Consider the following 18,716-nt stretch of genomic DNA (forward strand, 5'->3'; position numbering starts at 1 on the left):
TGGTTTGGACGGGTGGACGGCGCTTTAATCGCCGCGCGGAGCATCGCCACCGCCGCCGTCCTTGGGCTTGTCGTCGTCCATCAGAATGCGATGCGCCGGGCCTTCCATATCGTCGAACTGGCCGTTGCGGGTGGCCCACCAGAAAATGCCGCCGATGACGAAGGCCAGCACCAGGCTGAGCGGAATGAGCAGATACAGGCTTTCCATCAGGATTTCCGTTTGACCAGTCGGAGGGCGTTGCCGACTACGATGAGAGAGCTGGACGCCATGCCCAGGCTGGCGATCCACGGCGTAACGTGGCCGGTGATGGCCAAGGGCAGCGCCACGATATTGTAAGCGGCGGCCCACCACAAGTTTTGACGTATCACAGACAAGGTCTTGCGAGACAGTTCGAAAGCGCTGGCGATTAGCCCCAGCCGGTCGCCAATCAGTACCATGTCGCCGCTGGCGCGCGCCACGTCGGTGCCGCCGCCCATGGCGATGGATACGTCGGCCTTGGCCAGCACCGGCGCGTCGTTGATGCCGTCGCCCACCATCAGCACGCGCTTGCCGGCGGCTTGCAGCCGGCCGACGTAGGCCAATTTATCCTCTGGCGCGGCGCGGGCGATATGCGCGTCCATGTCCAGCTGGCGCGCCAAATTGGAGACAGGGCCGGCGCCGTCGCCGCTGAGCAGATGCACGCGCAGGCCGTGCTGTTTCAGCTGGCGCAACAGCGGCGCGGCATCGGCGCGCACGGCGTCGCCGATGGCGAACAAGGCGACCAGTTCCGTTTCATCAGCCAGCGCGATCAGGGTTTTGTCGCCGTGCCAGTCTGCGGAAGGAAGAGGGCAGCCGCCCAACTGAGCGGCGATGAATTCCGGCGAGCCTATGCGCCAGGCGCGGCCATCCAGTTGACCGGTCACGCCCTGGCCGGGGTGGTTGCGCAGCGCTTCCGCCGCCTGCTGCGGGCCGTCGCCGGCGGCGGCCAGCAAGGCGCGCGCCACCGGGTGCTCCGAACCCTGCTCCAGCGCCGCCGCCGTGGCCAGCGCCGCCGCCGCGTCGCGGCCGGGCGCTGTCCAGCTGTCCAGCAGCCGCATATCGCCATGGGTCAGGGTGCCGGTCTTGTCGAAGACCACGTCGCTGATCTTGGGCAGGGTTTCCAGCGCGTGGCCGCGGGTGGTCAGCACGCCCAGCGCCGCGAGGTGGCCGGAGGCGGCGGTCAAGGCCGCCGGGGTGGCCAGCGACAGCGCGCAGGGACAGGAAATCACCAGCACCGCCACCATGATCCACAGCGCGCGGTCCGGTTCGATGTAGTGCCAGCCGATATAGGTGCCGGCGGCGGCCAGCAGCAGCAACGCGACGAACCAGCTGGCGAAGCGGTCGGCGATCACCGCCAGCCGCGGCTTCTCCGCCAGCGCCTGATCCAGCAGCCGCACGATGCCGGCCAGCCGGGTGTCCTGGCCGGTCTGTTCCACCCGCACCACCAACGGGCTGGCGGTGTTGACGCTGCCGGCGATCACCGCTGCGCCGGCGTCCTTGCTCACCGGGCGGCTTTCGCCGGTCAACAGCGCTTCATTGCTGGCGCTATGGCCGTCCAGCACCAGGCCGTCGGCGGGAATGGTCTCGCCGGGTTTGACCAGAATCACGTCGCCGGGGCGCAACTGCGCCACCGTGGTTTCCTCGCTTTGGCGGTTATCCGGCCAGCCGGTCAGGCGATGAGCGAAGGCGGGGATCAGCTTGACCAGGCTTTCCGTGGCCTCGCCGGCTTTGCGCCGGGCGATGCCCTCCAGGTAGCGGCTGCCCAGCAGCAGGAACACGAACATCGACACCGAGTCGAAGTAGACGCCGTGTTCCACTTTGTTGATCAGCGCCCAGAAGCTGGACAGGAAGGCGGTGAGGATGCCGATGGTCACCGGGGTGTCCATGCCCACGCGCCGGGTTTTGAGATCGCGCCAGGTGGCGCGGTAGAAGGGCACGGCGGAGTAGAGCACCACCGGCAGAGTCAGGATGAAGCTGGACCAGTGCAACAGCCATAGAAAGTCCGGCGTGATCTCGCCGTCCGGCGCCAGATAGATAGGCACCGCGTACATCATCACCTGCATCATGGACAGGCCGGCGGCCCACAGGCGGTTGATCGCCTGCTTGCGTTCTTTCTGGTTCAGCGCTTCTTGGCGCTCGGCGTCGTAGGGGTGGGCGCGGTAGCCGATGGCGCTGACCGCTTCCAGGATGGCGGACAATTGAACCCGGCTATTGTCCCAGCGCACGCGGGCGCGGTGATTGCTGTAATTGATGTCGACACTGACGATGCCTGGCAACTGGCGGATGTGCTGCTCGTTGAGCCAAACACAGGCGGCGCAGGTGATGCCTTCCAGCATCAGCGAGGCTTCGCGCAGGTTTTCGGCTTCAAAGCGCACGAAGCTGCGCTGCAGCTCGTCGGAATCGTAGAGTTTGATCTGCTCCAGCAGCTCGAGCGGCACCGGTTCGGCCTGGCGCGCGCCCTCGGTGCGGTGCTGGTAGTAATCGGACAGGCCGGACTGGATGATGGTGACGGCTACCGCCTGGCAGCCGGCGCAGCAGGTGGGCTGATCGACTTCGCGGTATTTGACCGGGAACTGGACGTCGGGCGGCACCGGCAGGCCGCAGTGGAAGCAGTTTTCACTCATGATGGCCGATTGTAATCAATCCGACCGCGTTTGGCTTGCGCTAGCGTGTTGGAATAGGCCGCGTCAGCCCCCATTTTCTGGGGGCTGCTGGTCTGAGAACCTGTTTACGATCTTTTTGTGAGCGATAATGGGCGAGTGAAGAGAAAATCCTACCCAAGCGACATTAGTCGAGAAAAGTTTGCTCAGATAGAGCCGCTGCTGCGTGGCGTCCGACGTAACACTAAACCGGTACAGCTGGATCTGTATGAAGTGTTCTGCGCAGTGCTCTATCTTCTGCGCACAGGTTGTCAGTGGCGCTATCTACCGCCTGACTTTCCCAAGTGGCAGAACGTCTATGCGTATTGGCGCAAATGGACCGAACCTGACTTGTACGGCGTAAGCGTGTTGGAGCTGGCATTAAAAAAATCAGGTTGGCGTGGCCCGAGAGAAACTGGGGCGGAACGCCTCAAGCACGCTCTTGATCGTCGACGCGCAGAGCGTGAAGAACACTGATACAGCGGGGTTAAAAGGCTACGACGCGGGTAAGAAAATATCAGGCATCAAACGCCATATCGTAGTGGATACCCAGGGCTTACCGCACGCGGTAGCAGTGACTACAGCGGAGGTGACGGATCGCAAAGGAGCCCTCAAAGCGCTGGCACGTTGCCAGAGTGGGCTCAAGCGGGTGCAAAGCCTGCTGTGCGACAGCGGCTACATAGGTCAGCCCTTTGCGCAGGGAGTGCGGGAGATTCTGGGTGGGTATGTGACGGTACAGATCGCGAAGAGAAGCGAGCTGCATACGTTCAAGGTGATGCCCAAACGATGGATTGTTGAGCGCAGCTTCGCTTGGTTGGAAAAGAGCAGAAGGCTGTGGAAGAACTGCGAGCGGAAGCTGAATACTAGCTTGCAGTTCATCCACTTGGCTTTCTTGGCTCTATTGCTCCGGAGATCGTAAACAGGCTCTTAGCTCGCGAGATCGTAAACACGTTCTGAGGCGGGAGCCGCTTAGGCGGTGCGCAGCTGCGGTTCGACGCCGCGCAAGCTCAATTGCTTCAGAATGCGGTTCAGGATCACGCCGTACATCGGCAGGAAGAACAGCAGGCAGATCAGCAGCTTGAAGCTGTAGTCCACCAGCGCGATCTCCACCCAGTTGGCGGCCATGAAGGGATCGCTGCTCTGGTAGAAGGCGATGAAGAAGAAGGCCAGCGTATCGCTGATATTGCCGAACAACATGGCCGAGGCGGGGGCGATCCACCAGGTTTTCAGCTGGCGCAGGCGGTTGAACACCTGCACGTCCAGGATCTGGCCCAGCGCGTAGGCGGCGAAGCTGGCGACGGCGATGCGGGCGACGAACAGGTTGAAGCTGGTCAGCGCGGCGGCGCCTTGCCAGGCGCCCTGATAGAACAGGGTGGAGATCAGGTAGGAGATCGCCAGCGCCGGCAGCATCGCCGCGAAAATGATGCGGCGGGCCAGCGGCGCGCCGAATACGCGCACGGTCAGATCGGTGGCCAAGAAAATAAAGGGAAAGGTGAACGCGCCCCAGGTGGTGTGGAAGCCGAACACGGTGATCGGCAGTTGCACCAGGTAGTTGCTGGACGCGATGATGGCGATGTGGAACAGAGACAGCCACAGCAGCGCGGACAGCCGCTGCTGGCGGGTAAAGCTAAACATGATGTCGGCCTTTTTATTTGGATGGGGTGAGGGAACCCAGTGTTACGAGACGGTGATTGCGTCGGGTCCGGCGCGCGGATCGAGACAAGGGCGAAAATGATACTCGCCCGCGTCCGGCTTGGCAAAGGGTTTTCGCATTGTTAATCAGGCGCTTGAGCGTAAAAGGAGGGGGTATGTTGGCAGTCGTGCAGTCGGCTCCGGGTGGAGTCGACACCCTGCGCTTGGACGAGATCGCGCCGCCGCTTCGCGGCGCCGGGCAGCTATTGGTGGGGGTCATGGCCGCGGGGGTCAACCGTGCGGACCTGGCGCAACGCGCCGGGCATTACCCGCCGCCACCGGGCGCCAGCCCAATTCTGGGCCTGGAAGTGGCCGGGGTGGTGGAGGAGGCGGATGCGGGCTCGCGCTTCCAGCCCGGGGACGCGGTGTTCGGCCTGATTGGCGGCGGCGGCTACGCCGAATACGCGCTGCTGGACGAGGCGCTGGCCATCGCCAAGCCGGACTGGCTGTCCTGGGTGGAGGCGGCCAGCCTGCCCGAGGCCTGGATGACGGCCTGGTTCAATCTGGTGGAAAAGGCCGGCTTGCAGGCCGGCGAGACCGTGTTGGTGCACGCCGGCGCCAGCGGCGTGGGCGCGGCGGCGATCCAACTGGCCGGCTTGCTGGGCGCGCGGGCTTTCGCCAGCGCGGGCAGTGAGGAGAAGGCGGCGTTTTGCCGCGAATTGGGCGCGGCGCAGGCGTTCAACTACCGGCAGACGCCGGCCTTCGGCGCCTTGGTCAAGGAGTGGGGCGGCGCCGACGTGGTGCTGGACCCGGTGGGCGCCAGCTATCTGAACGACAATGTCTCGGTCTTGAAGCCGGATGGGCGGCTGGTCAATATCGGCCTGCTGGGCGGGGCCAAGGCGGAGTTGAACTTGGGGGCGCTGCTGATGAAGCGCATCGCCGTGATCGGCTCCACGCTGCGGCCGCAGCCTTTAGAAGTGAAGGCGCGCTTGGCGCGGGCGGTGGAGGCCCGGATTTTGCCGGCCTTGGCGCGGGGCGAGCTGCGTCTGACGCTGGACTCGACCTACCCCTTGACCCAGGTGGCCGACGCGCACGCCTATGCCGAGGCCAACCGCAATCTGGGCAAGGTGGTGTTGACGCTGTTTCCGGTGCTGGCGGGCTAAGCGGGTTTGGGACGAAAAAAAGCGCGCCTGAATGGGCGCGCTTTTGCGTTGGGGAAGGGGGCTGATCGCTTCTTGGAACGTGTTTACGATCTCGCGAGCAAGAGCGAGACAAGGCGAAAACGACCGAAAAAGCGGAATGTACGGTTGGTACATGAGCATTTTGAGGGTGTTTTCAACGCTGTATCGCCGAAGCGCAGCAGATCGTAAACAGGTTCTTAAGCGTGCATCCGGTTCAACTGACGCGCGATGATGTCGTGGTTCAGCCACAGCACCGGGCCGGCCGGGGCGGCGGCCTCGTGGAACATCAGCGGGCCGGTGGCGTCGATCACCAGGCTGCTCAGGTGGTCGGTGATCAAGGCCTTCTTGTCCTGATGCAGGTCCACGATGGCGTCGGAGGTGCCTATCATCACCTCGGCCAGCTCCGGGCTGTTCGGCATCGGCCAGGCTTCGAAGTTGCGGAAGCCGCGCATCACCTCGCCGCTATTGAGCGCGTCTATTTTTTCCAGCACTTCTTCCAGCGTGTGGCCGTCCTGCAGCAGCGCGGCGCAGGCCTGCCATTGCGCGTCGGCCCAAGCGCCGCCGTCCTCGCGCTTCAGCGCGCGCAGCAGCGCCAGTAGCGGCAGCTCCACGCCGACGAAGATGTCCGAGGAGTTGGTGCGGATTTCCGGGCAGTTGAACACCGTGGCCTTGACGCCTTGTTCCCAGGCGGCGCGGGCGACGTTTTCCAGGCGCATCTTGGCGTAGCCCTGGGTGTAGTTGGTGTAGGTCTGCCACTGGTAGTCGCCGTCGATCAGGATCTCGGTGCCGTGGTAGCCGTAGGCGGTGTAGCGCACCTGGCCGCCGGCGGCTTCCAGCCGGTCGCGCAGCGCGGCGCTGCCGTCTATCAGGTGCTGGAAGGTGTTGGCGGTGACTTCGTCGAAGTTCTGCAGGATCAGTTTGCCCAGGTCGCTGTCCAGCAGCGCCTGGGTGGACAGGAAGCGCTCGCCGCGGCCTTTGTAGACGCGGTTGGCGATGGCCAGGAAGACCTTGGCTTTGGGAATGCCGCCGGCCATGGTATGGGCGAAGAACACGTTGCGGCCGTCGGCTATCATGCCTTCCAGCTGGGCCATCGCCTGGGCGACGCCGTCCTTGAAGCGCCGCACGCCGATCTGGCGGCATTGTTCGATGTGCTCCCAGTCCAGCTTGTCGTCCTGCCAGCTTTTCAGGGTCAGCGCGGCCAGCAGTTCGGTCGGCGTCGGCGCGCCGTCTTGGTCGAAGCCGGCCATCAGCGGCACATTGATAACGCGGCCGCCGAGGTTGGCCTCGGCCGCGGCCAATTCTTCTTCGTTCAGCGGGCGCAGCTGGTTGTTTTCGTCGCGGCGGCCCACGGTCATGCCGATGATGTCCATGCCGGCCTTGCGCGCTTCGTTGATCAGGCCGTTGGCGTAGCCGCGGCCGAACAGTTCGCCGAACAGGACGAAGACGTCGCCGGGGCGGAACAGATTGCTTTGCGGAAGTTGTCTCAGGGCGCTTGTTTGAGCCATATCTTTCAGTCTTTCTCGATGAGGGCCGGCGCGGCGCGTGCTGGCGGGGCCGGTCGCTTGGATATATTGGAGTGATTGCTCGGATCGGGGGCATTTTACCCGCGTTCCGGTTTCAGGTGTTCAGTTGGACGGCAACGGCGACAGCGCTTCTATCAGCGCCACTTCCTGCGCGTAGCTGAGCGCCTTCATCTTGGTTAGGAGCTTTTCCCCGTCCACCTTCCATTGCTGGTCCAGCTCTTCTTCGATGATGCGGGTCTCCACCGCCAGCCACACGCCGCGGCAGGCGGCGGCGTCGTCGAAGTGCACGCCTTTCAGCACCTGGGCGATCAGATGCAGTTCCGGGTCGCTGAACTGGCGCGACAGCAGCGCCTGTTCGCGGCGCACGATTTCGGCGTAGCGGTCGCAGATCTGCCGCACCCGCGCGGCGTCGCCGTAGTGGGCCGGCTCGTCGTCCGGGGCGCTCAGCGCGCCGTGCTGGAACCAGGCTTCCAGCGCCGGCTTCAACTGCGGCAGGTCCTCATGCCATACGCGGGTCAGTTCTTCGCGGAAGCGGGCGTCGTCGGTGAAGGACAGTTCGTCGAAAGGCATGGCCGGCACCACGCCTTCGTCCAGCGCGCGCTTGCCTACCCAGATCCGACCTTCTTCGTCGCGGCTGACCGCGGCGCGCCAGACCGCCTGCTCTTCAGTGGCCAGGTTGTCGACATGGATTTCGATGTAGGGCGGGGCGATGTCCTGCTCCTCGTCCTCGGTGACGAAGCGCAGTGTGATGTCGAACAGGCTGTGCTTGGAGATCTCCAGCAGTTGCAGTCCGTCTTTGTGGCCGGCCAGCAGGTAGCGGTCGCCATTGTCGTAGACGGCCACGTCTTCTATGCCCGCGGCCGGCTTGATCAGCGTGGCGGACAAGGCGTCTGCCAACTGGTTGGCGTCGTTGTGCTGGACGGCGTAGCCGGTGCGGTAGGCCTCGTGCTCCTTCCATAAGGCGTTCCAGTCGTACATAGCGCGTTTCCTCGTCGAAAATCGGTTTGCCGCGCAGTGTACGCAAAAGCCCAACGCTTGTCGCCCGCCGGAATTTTTGGTAGGGACTGTTTTTTGTGCTATTATCCAGCGATTTTTCTGTATCCATCCTCCTCCAAAAATGACCCGACAAATTCGCAATATCGCCATCATCGCCCACGTCGACCATGGCAAGACCACGCTTGTAGACCAACTGCTGCGTCAATCCGGTACCTTCCGCGAGAACCAGCAGGTGGACGAGCGTGTAATGGACAGCAACGATCTTGAAAAAGAACGCGGCATCACCATTCTGGCCAAAAACACCGCCATCGAGTACGAAGGCGTGCATATCAATATCGTCGACACTCCGGGGCACGCCGACTTCGGCGGCGAAGTTGAGCGCGTGTTGGGCATGGTGGACGGCGTGCTGCTGTTGGTTGACGCCGTAGAAGGCCCGATGCCGCAAACCCGTTTCGTCACCAAGAAAGCGCTGGCGCTGGGTCTGCGTCCGATCGTGGTGATCAACAAGGTGGATCGTCCGGGCGCGCGTCCGGACTGGGTGGTGGATCAGACTTTCGATCTGTTCGACAAGCTGGGCGCGACTGACGAACAGCTGGACTTCCCGATCATCTACGCTTCCGGCCTGAACGGCTTCGCCAAGCTCGAGCTGGAAGAGGTTTCCGACAATATGCGCCCGCTGTTCGACACCGTGCTCAAGCACGTGCCGACCCCGCCGGGCAGCGCCGACGCGCCCCTGCAGCTGCAGATTTCCGCGCTGGACTACTCCACTTACACTGGCCGCCTGGGCGTGGGGCGCGTGCTGAACGGCCGCATCAAGCCGGGTCAGCAAGTGGTGGTGATGAACCACGACGATCAAGTGGCTTCCGGCCGCATCAACCAGGTTCTGGGTTACCAGGGCCTGGACCGCGTGCCGGTTGAAGAAGCCGAAGCCGGCGACATTATCATCATCTCCGGCATCGAAGATATCGGCATCGGCGTGACCATTTGCGACAAAGAGCAGCCGGTAGGCCTGCCGATGCTGTCCGTGGATGAGCCGACGCTGACCATGGACTTCATGGTGAACTCCTCGCCGCTGGCCGGCACCGAAGGCAAGTTCGTGACCTCGCGTCAAATCCGCGATCGTCTGACCAAGGAGCTGCTGACCAATGTGGCGCTGCGCGTGGAAGACACCGGCGACTCCGATGTGTTCCGCGTGTCCGGTCGTGGCGAACTGCACCTGACCATTCTGCTGGAAAACATGCGTCGCGAAGGTTTTGAAATGGCTGTGGCCAAGCCGCGCGTGGTGTTCAAGGAGATCGACGGCCAGAAGTGCGAGCCGTACGAAAACCTGACCATCGACCTGGAAGACGATCACCAGGGCGGCGTGATGGAAGAAATCGGTCGTCGCCGCGGCGAACTGACCAATATGGAATCCGACGGCAACGGCCGCACTCGCCTGGAGTACCATATTCCGGCGCGCGGTCTGATCGGCTTCCAGTCCGACTTCATGACCATGACTCGCGGCACCGGCTTGATGAGCCACGTGTTCGACGACTACGCGCCGGTCAAGCCGGATATGCCGGGCCGTCACAACGGCGTGCTGATCTCGCAAGAGAACGGCGAAGCGGTGGCTTACGCGCTGTGGAAGCTGGAAGACCGCGGCCGGATGTTCGTGGCCCCGGGCGAGAAGCTGTACGAAGGCATGATCATCGGTATTCATAGCCGCGACAACGATCTGGTGGTGAACCCGGTCAAGGGCAAGCAGTTGACCAACGTGCGCGCCTCCGGCACCGACGAAGCCGTGCGTTTGACCACGCCGATCAAGTTGACTTTGGAGTCCGCGGTGGAGTTCATCGACGACGACGAGTTGGTGGAAATCACGCCGAAGTCCATCCGCATCCGCAAGCGTTATCTGAACGAATCGGATCGTCGCAAGATGGCCAAAGCCAACGCCGCGTCCTGATTCGGGCTGGCCTTGCAAAAACCGCCGTTCCCTTGATGGGGGCGGCGGTTTTTTGTTTGTCAGAGGTCTAGGGCGGCGAGTCTTTGTCGGCAGGCGTCCGCCTCGACCAGGATGCGTTCGAACAGCTCGGCCACGCCGGGCGCGTCGTCGATCAGGCCCTGGGCCTGGCCGATCAGCTGCACGCCCTTGTCGTGGTCGCCGTCCTCTATCGCCAGGCGGATGGATTCGGTGGCGGCGCCGAACTGCGCCAGCTGGCGCAGCGCCTGCGGCTGGCTCAGCAGGCCGCCCAGCACCACTTTGGCGATGGGCATGCCCAGCTTGCGCGCGGCGGCGCTGGCGCGCCAAGCGGCGGCGAGCAGGCCCAGCGGCTTGCGCGTGGCCTGGCGTGCGGCGGGGGTGTCCATCACTCGGCACCACAGGCCGTCGAAGTTCTTGGAGTACAAGGTGTCGGCCACGCCGCGTTGCCGAATCATCTCCTTGGTGCGCTGGTGCACAGGGCTTTCCTTGCTCATGGCCAGTCGCGTGCCCATTGCCACGGCATCGGCGCCCAGCGCCAGCGCGGCAATCAGTCCCTGGCCGTCGGCAAAGCCCCCGGCTGCGATGATGGGTAAGGCGCTGGCCTTGCGGATGGCCGGGATCAGTGCCAGCGAGGTGACGGCGCCGCCGTGGGCGGCGGCCTCGTGGCCGGTGACCAGCAGGGCGTCGGCGCCGGACGCTTCCGCCGAGCGCGCGTGCTTTTCCGTCACCACGGTGGCGATGGCCTTGCCGCCGTAGGCGTGAGCGCGTTCAATCAGCCAATCGCCCTTGCCCAGCGAAAAATTGATCACAGGCACGCGTTCTTCCAGGGCGACCATGGCGTTTTCCTTGGCGCCTGGCATCATGAGCGTGCAGCCGACGCCAAAGGGCCGGTCGCTCAGTTCGCGCACGCGGCGGATGGCTTGTCGCGTCAGTTCTGGCGTCAGCGGGCCGGTGGCGAGTATGCCCAGGCCGCCGGCGTTGCCGACGGCGGCCACCAGTTCCGGGGTGGCGATGTAGCTCATGCCGGGGCAGATTAGCGGGCGCTGGATGTCGAGCAGTCGGGTAATGGCGGTTTGCATGGGGCGGGGCTCGCTTTACAATATCGGTCGGTCGGGGGTTGGCGGGCGCAATGGGCTGGACCCGGCGCTGTCATTGTTGTCGGCTTTGCCGGAAAATTCAAACGATTGTTTAAATATGCTGCTGATCGTGTTGCTGGGCTGGCTTTACGTGGTGCTGATGCTGGCGGTGGCGCAGCACAGCGTGCTGGCTTCGCTATCCATCTTGTTCTTTCTGGGCGTGCTGCCCACCTTCTTTGTGGCGCGGATGACGCGGCGCAAACTGCGCCGTCAGCGTGAAAAAGCGCGTGAGGCGCGCGACGAGGCTTGAGCGGATCGCTGTCCGGTGCTAGAATCCCGCGTCCCTTGCCATACTGGCGGGGGAAAATCATCTATTACGCACATCCGCGCCAAAGGGTGCCTCGTTTCGAGGTTGTCTGCGCGGATGGAGGCTTAACCCTTTAAGGAGTTTTTGCATGTCCACCAACGTTACCATGCGTCAAATGCTTGAGGCCGGCGTTCACTTCGGCCACCAAACCCGCTTCTGGAACCCGAAGATGGCTAAGTACATCTTTGGCAGCCGCAACAAGATTCACATCATCAACCTGGAAAAGACTCTGCCGCTGTTCGTGGAAGCCCAGGATTATGTGCGTCGTCTGGCCGCCAACAAAGGTTCCATCATGTTCGTGGGCACCAAGCGTCAGGCTCGTGAGATCGTACGTGAAGAAGCTGCCCGTTGCGGCATGCCGTTTGTTGACCACCGCTGGCTGGGTGGCATGCTGACCAACTACAAGACCGTGAAGCAGTCGATCAAGCGTCTTGAAGAGAAGCGCGCCATTCTGGAGTCCGCTGGCGATACCGGTTACAACAAGAAAGAACTGCTGGACCTGCAACGCGAAGTCGACAAGCTGGAGCGTTCGCTGGGCGGCATCAAGGATATGAAGGGCCTGCCGGACGCCATCTTCGTTATCGACACTGGCTACCAGAAGGGCACCATCGTCGAAGCCAAGAAACTGGGTATCCCGGTTATCGGCGTTGTTGACACCAACAACACCCCGGACGGCATCGATTACGTGATCCCGGGCAACGACGACTCCAGCCGCGCCATCCGCCTGTACGCTCGCGGCATGGCCGACGCGGTGCTGGAAGGCCGCGCCCAGTCTCTGCAAGAGATCGTGGCTGCTGAATCGGCTCAAGCCGAGTAAGCAGACGAAAAGGGGGCGCAAGCCCCTTTTTTTAGACCCACGTAATCAAAATCATTAGGAGTGCGAAGTATGGCGGAAATTACCGCAAAAATGGTTTCGGATCTGCGCGCGGCTACCGGCCTCGGCATGATGGAATGTAAAAAAGCTCTGGTGGAAGCCGAAGGCGACGCTGCCAAAGCTGAAGAAATCCTGCGCATCAAGTCCGGCAACAAGGCTTCCAAGATGGCTGGCCGCGTGGCCGCTGAAGGCATCATCGGTTCCTTCGTTGAAGGCGGTGTTGGCGCCCTGGTGGAAGTCAACTGCGAAACCGACTTTGTTGCCAAGGACCCGACCTTCCTGGCTCTGGCCGCCGCTGCCGCCAAGGCTGTTGTGATCGCCAACCCGGCTGACGTGGAAGCGCTGTCCGCTGTGGAAATCGACGGCCAGTCCGTTGAAGACATCCGCAAGGCCGCCATCGCCAAGCTGGGCGAGAACATGACCATCCGTCGTTTCGTTCGCTACCAGACCGAAGGCGCTATCGCGACCTACCTGCACGGCGCCAAGATCGGCGTGATCGTCGACTTCGCCGGCGAAGAGCAAGTGGGCAAGGACGTGGCCATGCACATCGCCGCCTCCAAGCCGATCTGCGTATCCAAGGATCAGGTTCCGGCCGAAACCCTGGAACAAGAGCGCAAGATCTATACCGCTCAGGCCGCCGAATCCGGCAAGCCGGCCGACATCGTCGCCAAGATGGTGGAAGGCCGCGTCAACAAGTTCCTGGCCGAAGTGACCCTGATGGGCCAACCTTTCGTCAAGAACCCGGACGTGACCGTTGAAAAGCTGCTGGCAGAGAAGAAATCTTCCGTCAAGGCGTTCGCCATGTTCGTAGTGGGCGAAGGCATTGAGAAGAAAGTAGTAGACTACGCCGCTGAAGTGGCCGCAGCCGCCAAGCTGTAAGTACTCAGTCGCGAGACGTATTGACGGCACCCTGCCTAGCAGGGTGCCGTTTTGCAAACTAAAAACCGAATATCCAGCCAAACCGAGGTTACCATGAGCCAAGTTCCTGCCTATAAACGCATCCTGCTGAAACTGTCCGGCGAGGCCCTGATGGGCGATGACAACTATGGCATCAACCGCACCACGATCGAGCAAATCGTGGGGCAGATCAAGGAGGTGGTGGAGCTTGGCGTGCAAGTGGGGGTGGTGATCGGCGGCGGCAACATCTTCCGCGGCGTGGCGCCGGCGGCTGCGGGCATGGACCGCGCCACCGCGGACTATATGGGCATGATGGCGACGGTGATGAACGCGCTGGCGCTGAAGGATGCGATGACCAAGGCTGGGTTGATCGCGCGAGTGCAATCGGCGCTGACCATGCAGCAGATCGCGGAACCTTATGTGCGCGGCAAGGCGATGCAGTACCTGGAGGAGGGTAAGGTGGTGATCTTCGCCGCCGGCACCGGCAACCCTTTCTTCACCACCGACACCGCCGCGGCGTTGCGCGGCATGGAAATGAATGTGGACATCATGCTGAAAGCCACCAAAGTGGACGGCGTGTACACGGACGACCCGAAAAAGAACCCGGACGCGATACGTTACCAGACCTTGACCTTCGACGAGGCGATCTCGCGCAATCTCAAAGTGATGGACGCCACCGCCTTCGCGCTGTGCCGCGACCAAAACCTGAACATCAAGGTGTTCAGCATCTTCAAGAGCGGTGCGCTGACCCGGGTCGTGCTTGGCGAAGATGAAGGCACGCTGGTACACTGCTAAGTTTGAAAATTGCTGAAGGCGAAAGCGGCAATGGCCGTTTTCGCCTTGTCTTTTTAAGTTTCGATTTGGAGTAGACATGATTAACGACATCAAGAAATCTGCCGAGCAGAAAATGCAGAAGTCGCTGGAAGCGTTTAAGACCGACCTGAGCAAAGTACGCACCGGTCGCGCCCATACCGGCATTCTTGATCATGTCATGGTGGACTACTATGGCAGCGACGTACCCATCAGCCAGGTGGCCAACGTGACGCTGGTGGACGCACGTACGATCGGCGTGCAGCCCTGGGAAAAACCGATGCTGGCCAAGATCGAAAAAGCGATCCGCGACTCCGACCTGGGCCTGAACCCGGCCTCCATGGGCGAGATCATCCGCGTGCCGATGCCGATGCTGACCGAAGAGCGTCGCAAGGACCTGATCAAGGTGGTGCGCGGTGAAGCCGAGGGCGCGCGCGTGGCCGTTCGCAATATCCGCCGCGACGCCAATAACGAGTTCAAGAACCTGCTCAAAGACAAGGCCATCACCGAGGACGACGAGCGTCGCGGCCAGGATGAAATCCAGAAGCTGACCGACAAGTACACTGTCGAAATCGACAAGGCCCTGGCCGCCAAGGAAGCCGACCTGATGGCCGTCTAAGGAGCGCCGTACCTTGTTTGCAAGCTCTACCAAGGATGTGCCGGAGGTGCGTTCCGTGCCGCGGCATATCGCCATCATCATGGATGGCAACGGCCGCTGGGCCAAAAAGCGTTTTCTGCCGCGGGTGGCCGGCCACAAGCGCGGCCTGGACACCGTGCGCGAGATCGTCGGAGCCTGCAAGGAACTGGGGGTCGAATGCCTGACCCTGTTCGCCTTCTCCACCGAGAACTGGCGGCGTCCGCAGGAGGAGGTGTCCTTCCTGATGGACCTGTTCATTCGCGCGCTGGAGCACGAGGTGAGCAAACTGCACAGCAACAATATCCGTTTGCGGGTATTGGGTTCTCGCGAGCGTTTCAGCGCTGATCTGCAGGAACGCATCCTGCGCGCCGAGGAAAAGACCGCCGGCAACGATGGTCTGGCCTTGAACATCGCCGCCGATTACGGCGGCCGCTGGGATATTCTCAACGCGGTCAACAGCCTGATCGCAGAGGGCGTCACCCATATCGGCGAAGAGGCGCTGACCCAGCGTCTGTCGATGCCGTGGGCACCTGAGCCGGACCTGTTCATCCGTACCGGCGGCGAGCAGCGCATCAGCAACTTCTTGCTGTGGCAGTTGGCTTATTCCGAACTGTACTTCACCGAAACGCTGTGGCCGGACTTTGATCGCGCGGCGCTGGAAATCGCCATCGGCTCCTACCAGTGCCGCGAGCGCCGGTTTGGACGCACCAGCGAACAATTGCCCGAGCATCTGCGCCGGGATGGGCGCTAAGCCATGCTGCTGACACGCGTTCTGACCGCCCTGGTGTTGTTGCCGCTGATGCTGGCGGCCTTGTTTCTATTCCCGGCTGAAGCCTGGGCCGGTTTCTCCTGGCTGATCATCGTGCTGGCCTTGTGGGAATTCAGCCGCATGGCCGGCATGGCGGGCGCAGGCAAATGGCTGTATCTGGCCGTCAGCAGCGCGCTGGCCGCGGCCGCCTGGTTCGGCCATTACCGGCTGGGCCTGGTTGAGCATGCGCTGACGCTGGCATTCTGGTTGTTGTTGGTGCCGTGCTGGCTGGCCAAGCGTTGGCGCATCCGTCAGGGCGCGCCGGCCTGGCTGCTGGGCTGGCTGCTGATGTTGCCGGCCTGGTTCGCCTTCCTGGAATGGCGGCCGCACCCTGGAGCGGCGGACGCCTTCGCCTTGCTGGCGGTGATGGGCTTGGTGTGGGTGGCGGATATCGCCGCTTATTTCTCGGGCAAGGCGTTTGGCCGACGCAAGCTGGCGCCGTCCATCAGCCCGGGCAAAAGCTGGGAAGGGGTGTACGGCGGCGTGATCTGCGTGGCCCTGTACGTGGCGCTGGTGGATCATCTGGGCTGGATAGACATCGGCTTGCCGATTTGGGCGCTGTTGTTGTTGGCGCTGCCGCTGAGCGCGGTCAGCGTGATGGGGGATCTGCTGGAATCCTGGTTCAAGCGGGCGTCGGGTATCAAGGACAGCAGCCGGCTGCTGCCCGGTCACGGCGGCGTGTACGACCGTATCGACAGTCTTATCGCCGTCCTCGCCGTCAGCAACGCGCTGCGCGCTCTGGGCGGCATGTAACCGCAGGAACACTTTCAATGACGAAACCGCAAGGGATTGTCGTTCTCGGCGCCACCGGCAGCGTGGGCGTCAATACGTTGGACGTGGTGGCGCGCCACCCGGAGCGTTACCGGGTGGTGGCGCTGAGCGGCAACCGCCAGGTGGATCGCCTGTTCCAACAGGCGTTGCAATTCCGTCCGGCCTATGTGGTGACCGGCGACGCCGCGTCGGCCGACGCCTTGCGCGGACGCTTGGCCGAGGCCGGCGTGGACGCCGAGGTGCTGCACGGCCCGGCTGCGCTGGTTCAGGTGGCTGCGTTGCCGGAGGCCGAGGTGGTGATGGCCGCCATCGTCGGCGCCGCCGGCCTGCCGTCCGCGATGGCGGCGGCGCGCGCCGGCAAGCGCATTCTGTTGGCCAACAAGGAATCCCTGGTGGTGGCCGGCCGTCTGTTCATGGACACGGCGCGTCGTCACGGCGCGACCCTGTTGCCGGTGGATAGCGAGCACAGCGCCATCTTTCAGTCGCTGCCGCACGACTACGCCGGCAACTTGGACGCCGCCGGCATCCGCAAGATCATCCTCACCGCTTCCGGCGGTCCCTTCCGCCAGTCTTCTGCTGAGGACTTGCTGCGCGTCACTCCGGATGACGCCTGTCGTCATCCCAACTGGGTGATGGGGCGCAAGATTTCCGTCGATTCCGCCTCCTTGATGAATAAGGGGCTGGAAGTGATCGAGGCGCATTGGCTGTTTTCCGCGCCGCCGGAACGCATCGAAGTGGTGGTGCATCCGCAAAGCGTGATTCATTCCATGGTGCAATATCGCGACGGTTCGGTGATGGCCCAGTTGGGCGCGCCGGATATGCGCACCCCTATCGCCTGTGCGCTGGCCTGGCCGGAGCGGGTCGAGGCCGGCGTGGGCTCGCTGGACTTTTCCTCCTTGTCCAACCTCACTTTCGAAGCGCCCGATCTGGAGCGTTTCCCTTGTCTGAAACTGGCTTTCGACGTGTTGCGCCTGGGCGGCGACGCGCCGGCGGTGCTGAACGCGGCCAATGAAGTCGCCGTGGATGCCTTCCTGCACGGACGCCTACGTTTTGTCGACATCCCCACGGTGGTATCCGCCGCTCTGGACGGCGTTAGCCTGGTGGGTAGCGACTCGGTGGAGGCCTTGCTGGCCAAGGATGAAGAGGCGCGCGCCTTCGCGCTGCAACAGGTGGCCGCATGCTGACCCTGCTCGCCTTTCTGGTCGCCATCGGCGTGCTGGTGACCTTTCACGAACTGGGCCACTATTGGGTGGCCCGCTTGTGCGGGGTCAAGGTGCTGCGCTTCTCCATTGGCTTCGGCAAGCCGCTATGGACGTATTGGCGCAAGGGCACCGAGTGGGTGATCTGCCCGATTCCGCTGGGCGGCTACGTGCGCATGCTGGACGAGCGTGAGGGCCCGGTGCCGGAAGAACAGCGTCCGCAAGCCTTCAACAATCAGTATGTGCTGAAGCGCATCGCCATCGTAGCCGCCGGCCCGCTGGCCAATCTTCTGCTGGCGGTGCTGCTGTACTGGGTGGTGATGGCGCAGGGCGTGACCCAGATCAAGCCTCTGGTCGGTACTGTGGTGGCGCAGACTCCGGCCGCAGCGGCCGGCTTCGCCCCTGGCGACCGGATACTGAGCGTGGCCGCCCGCCCGGTGGCCAACTGGCAGCAGATCCGTCTTGCCCTGGTGGAGGCGGCGATGTCGCCGGACGCCACCGTGGTGCAGGTGGAGACCGCGGCAGGCGCACGCGCTGAGCGCCGCATCGACCCGGCTCGCTTCGGCGACAAGGCGGTGGCCGCGATGCAGCAAGGCAGCGCCGGCCTGACGCCGGGGCGCTTTTTGCCGGTGATCGGCGCGTTGGAAGAGGGCGGCGCAGCACAAAGCGCCGGCCTCAAGCCGGGCGACAAACTGCTGATGCTCAATGGCAAGCCGCTGAGCAACTGGGAGGGTTGGGTGGCCGAGGTGCGCAACAGCCCCGGCCGGGATCTGGAGGTGAAGATCCTGCGCGGCGCGGACGTGATGAGCATCAAGGTGCGGCCGCAGGCCCACCAGCAGGACGGCGAAGTGGTGGGGCGCATCGGCGCTGCGCCGCAGGCGGACGCAGGCTGGGGCCGGCAGCTGCTGTACACCGAACATTATTCGACCGCGCAGGCCGGTCTGGCCGCCCTGGCCAAGACCTGGGATACCGGCTGGATGAGCGTCAAATTCATGGGGCGCATGCTGATGGGTCAGGCGTCGCTGGATAATTTGTCCGGTCCGCTGACCATCGCCAATGTCGCCGGCCAGACCGCGCGCGAGGGTTTGACGCCTTATCTGGAGTTTCTGGCGCTGATCAGCATCAGCATAGGCGTGCTAAATCTGCTGCCGATTCCAGTTCTGGATGGCGGGCACTTAATGTATTATGTCGCGGAGTTGATCAGAGGCCGCCCCGTCAGTGAGCGGGCGCAATTGTTCGGACAAAAAATTGGCTTCATCTTGCTGGCGTCTTTGATGGCGTTTGCCTTGCTGAATGATTTCAGCCGCCTATTTGGGGGTTAAAACCGA

At 63.1% G+C, this 18,716-nt stretch carries 18 protein-coding genes; 12 read left to right on the plus strand and 6 right to left on the minus strand.

Going from position 1 to position 18,716, the window contains the following annotated elements:
- Positions 1-24 precede the first annotated feature (24 nt).
- Positions 25-207 carry a cbb3-type cytochrome oxidase assembly protein CcoS gene (ccoS, locus tag GYH29_RS08035; RefSeq protein WP_043591501.1) on the minus strand — a complete coding sequence of 61 codons (183 nt, stop codon included), beginning with the start codon at positions 205-207 and terminating at the stop codon, positions 25-27.
- Positions 207-2,642 carry a heavy metal translocating P-type ATPase gene (locus GYH29_RS08040; RefSeq protein WP_043591499.1) on the minus strand — a complete coding sequence of 812 codons (2,436 nt, stop codon included), beginning with the start codon at positions 2,640-2,642 and terminating at the stop codon, positions 207-209. Before GYH29_RS08040 ends, ccoS begins: the two co-directional genes overlap by 1 nt.
- Positions 2,643-2,777: 135 nt before the next feature.
- Between GYH29_RS08040 and GYH29_RS08045 the strand changes: the two genes are divergently transcribed.
- Positions 2,778-3,576, plus strand: a protein-coding gene (locus GYH29_RS08045; RefSeq protein ID WP_161523837.1) for an IS5 family transposase whose coding sequence is annotated in 2 segments (ribosomal slippage) — positions 2,778-3,041 and positions 3,043-3,576 — 798 coding nt in all. Because the reading frame shifts where the segments join, the coding sequence is not laid out codon by codon here.
- A 50-nt stretch (positions 3,577-3,626) separates the two neighbouring features.
- Here the strand turns inward: GYH29_RS08045 and GYH29_RS08050 are convergent.
- Complete coding sequence (locus GYH29_RS08050; RefSeq protein WP_019103029.1) at positions 3,627-4,292, minus strand: 7-cyano-7-deazaguanine/7-aminomethyl-7-deazaguanine transporter; 666 nt, start codon at positions 4,290-4,292, stop codon at positions 3,627-3,629.
- A 173-nt stretch (positions 4,293-4,465) separates the two neighbouring features.
- On the opposite strand from GYH29_RS08050, the gene GYH29_RS08055 reads away from it, so the two are divergent.
- Positions 4,466-5,452: an NAD(P)H-quinone oxidoreductase gene (locus GYH29_RS08055; protein WP_161523494.1), complete on the plus strand. Its 987-nt coding sequence runs from the start codon at positions 4,466-4,468 to the stop codon at positions 5,450-5,452.
- Between the two features lie 215 nt (positions 5,453-5,667).
- Here GYH29_RS08055 and GYH29_RS08060 read toward each other — a convergent pair whose 3' ends face one another.
- Together GYH29_RS08060 and GYH29_RS08065 are read right to left on the minus strand one after the other, a co-directional pair.
- On the minus strand, positions 5,668-6,975 hold the full coding sequence (locus GYH29_RS08060) for an enoyl ACP reductase FabMG family protein (RefSeq protein ID WP_161523495.1): 1,308 nt from the start codon (positions 6,973-6,975) through the stop codon (positions 5,668-5,670).
- A 120-nt stretch (positions 6,976-7,095) separates the two neighbouring features.
- Positions 7,096-7,971 (minus strand): hypothetical protein, encoded by an 876-nt coding sequence (locus GYH29_RS08065; RefSeq protein ID WP_043594517.1) that lies wholly within the window; start codon positions 7,969-7,971, stop codon positions 7,096-7,098.
- A 139-nt stretch (positions 7,972-8,110) separates the two neighbouring features.
- Between GYH29_RS08065 and typA the strand changes: the two genes are divergently transcribed.
- Positions 8,111-9,931, plus strand: coding sequence for a translational GTPase TypA (gene typA, locus GYH29_RS08070; RefSeq protein WP_043594514.1), 1,821 nt, complete (start codon positions 8,111-8,113; stop codon positions 9,929-9,931).
- 59 nt (positions 9,932-9,990) lie between these two features.
- On the opposite strand, the gene GYH29_RS08075 is transcribed toward typA, so the two are convergent.
- A complete protein-coding gene (locus GYH29_RS08075) occupies positions 9,991-11,028 on the minus strand; it encodes an NAD(P)H-dependent flavin oxidoreductase (RefSeq protein WP_161523496.1) in 1,038 nt (345 codons plus the stop codon).
- Between the two features lie 115 nt (positions 11,029-11,143).
- Here GYH29_RS08075 and GYH29_RS08080 point away from each other — a divergent pair, with 115 nt between their 5' ends.
- The 9 genes from GYH29_RS08080 (at position 11,144) to rseP (ending at position 18,710) form a co-directional block, all read left to right on the plus strand.
- Positions 11,144-11,335: a hypothetical protein gene (locus tag GYH29_RS08080; protein ID WP_019103093.1), complete on the plus strand. Its 192-nt coding sequence runs from the start codon at positions 11,144-11,146 to the stop codon at positions 11,333-11,335.
- 145 nt (positions 11,336-11,480) lie between these two features.
- Entirely contained in the window at positions 11,481-12,209 is a 729-nt protein-coding gene (gene rpsB / locus GYH29_RS08085; RefSeq protein WP_019102339.1) for a 30S ribosomal protein S2, read from the plus strand.
- A gap of 69 nt (positions 12,210-12,278) precedes the next feature.
- On the plus strand, positions 12,279-13,145 hold the full coding sequence (gene tsf / locus GYH29_RS08090) for a translation elongation factor Ts (RefSeq protein ID WP_019102340.1): 867 nt from the start codon (positions 12,279-12,281) through the stop codon (positions 13,143-13,145).
- 93 nt (positions 13,146-13,238) lie between these two features.
- Positions 13,239-13,958, plus strand: a complete 720-nt coding sequence (gene pyrH, locus GYH29_RS08095; RefSeq protein WP_019104408.1) for a UMP kinase — start codon at positions 13,239-13,241, stop codon at positions 13,956-13,958.
- Between the two features lie 76 nt (positions 13,959-14,034).
- Positions 14,035-14,592 (plus strand): ribosome recycling factor, encoded by a 558-nt coding sequence (frr, locus tag GYH29_RS08100; protein WP_019104407.1) that lies wholly within the window; start codon positions 14,035-14,037, stop codon positions 14,590-14,592.
- Positions 14,593-14,671: 79 nt separating this feature from the next.
- Positions 14,672-15,361, plus strand: a complete 690-nt coding sequence (uppS, locus tag GYH29_RS08105) for a polyprenyl diphosphate synthase (RefSeq protein WP_232060605.1) — start codon at positions 14,672-14,674, stop codon at positions 15,359-15,361.
- 3 nt (positions 15,362-15,364) lie between these two features.
- Positions 15,365-16,171 carry a phosphatidate cytidylyltransferase gene (locus GYH29_RS08110; protein ID WP_161523497.1) on the plus strand — a complete coding sequence of 269 codons (807 nt, stop codon included), beginning with the start codon at positions 15,365-15,367 and terminating at the stop codon, positions 16,169-16,171.
- A 17-nt stretch (positions 16,172-16,188) separates the two neighbouring features.
- Positions 16,189-17,373 (plus strand): 1-deoxy-D-xylulose-5-phosphate reductoisomerase, encoded by a 1,185-nt coding sequence (gene ispC, locus GYH29_RS08115; RefSeq protein ID WP_019104404.1) that lies wholly within the window; start codon positions 16,189-16,191, stop codon positions 17,371-17,373.
- Positions 17,367-18,710 (plus strand): RIP metalloprotease RseP, encoded by a 1,344-nt coding sequence (rseP, locus tag GYH29_RS08120; protein WP_161523498.1) that lies wholly within the window; start codon positions 17,367-17,369, stop codon positions 18,708-18,710. Before ispC ends, rseP begins: the two co-directional genes overlap by 7 nt.
- Positions 18,711-18,716: the final 6 nt, after the last annotated feature.

The organism is Chromobacterium haemolyticum (assembly GCF_009936155.1).
GTDB classification, from domain to species: Bacteria; Pseudomonadota; Gammaproteobacteria; order Burkholderiales; family Chromobacteriaceae; genus Chromobacterium; species Chromobacterium haemolyticum.